2 protein-coding genes are annotated in these 795 nt (G+C 40.5%); both read right to left on the reverse strand.

Annotation, left to right across the window (positions count from 1 at the left end):
* A partial coding sequence (locus RU96_RS12630; protein ID WP_071865811.1) for an RpiB/LacA/LacB family sugar-phosphate isomerase occupies nucleotides 1-338 on the reverse strand: 338 nt, incomplete at its 3' end.
* 18 nt (nucleotides 339-356) lie between these two features.
* On the reverse strand, nucleotides 357-782 hold the full coding sequence (gene lacA / locus RU96_RS12635; RefSeq protein WP_071865812.1) for a galactose-6-phosphate isomerase subunit LacA: 426 nt from the start codon (nucleotides 780-782) through the stop codon (nucleotides 357-359).
* Between the last annotated feature and the right edge of the window lie 13 nt (nucleotides 783-795).

Consider the following 795-nt stretch of genomic DNA (forward strand, 5'->3'; position numbering starts at 1 on the left):
TCACCTGTAATCTTACCACCAAAACCAATGACATTGGCATTTAATTGTTCTTTGGCATAAATGGCAGTCGTCATATCTCGCACTAAAGCTGCCCGGATACCGGGAACTTTATTGACCGAATTAGTGATTCCTACGCCAGTGCCGCAAATTGTTACGCCTAAATCAGCCGCGCCACTTGTGACTGCTTCACCGACCCGTTTCCCATAAATTGGATAATGCGTCCGGGTAAAATCATACGTCCCACAATCGATTACTTCATAACCTTTACTTTTTAAAAAATCGGAAACAGCGATTTTTGTATCTGTGACAATGTGGTCACAACCAATTGCAATTTTCATCATTATTCCTCCATTTTATTACGCCATTTTATTTAACATATCTACACGAATTTGATGGCGTCCACCATCATAATGGGCTGCTAGAAATTCTTTAACGATATTTTTAGCTAGTTCTTCGCCGACTATTTCTGAACCAATAGTAATCATGCGGGCATTGTTATGTTCTCTTGTCATATAAGCGGAACGTTCATCAGAAACTTCAGCTGCGACCATGCCTTTCACTTTAGTTGCGACCATAAAACTGCCAGCGCCATAACCATCAAAAGCAATCCCCATTGACCCGTCATTTGCTTTAATATCTGCGGCAATCGCTAAAGTAGAATCAACAAAGTCCGCTCCGGCTACTGTCTTATCCACGACTTCATAACCTTCATTCACTAAGTAATCCTTTATAACATTTTTTAATTTTTCTCCTTGTGCGTCAGCACCAATTACAACACGCATCATATTTCCTCCT

It is taken from the genome of Enterococcus canintestini (assembly GCF_001885735.1).
In the GTDB taxonomy this organism is placed as follows: Bacteria; Bacillota; Bacilli; order Lactobacillales; family Enterococcaceae; genus Enterococcus_C; species Enterococcus_C canintestini.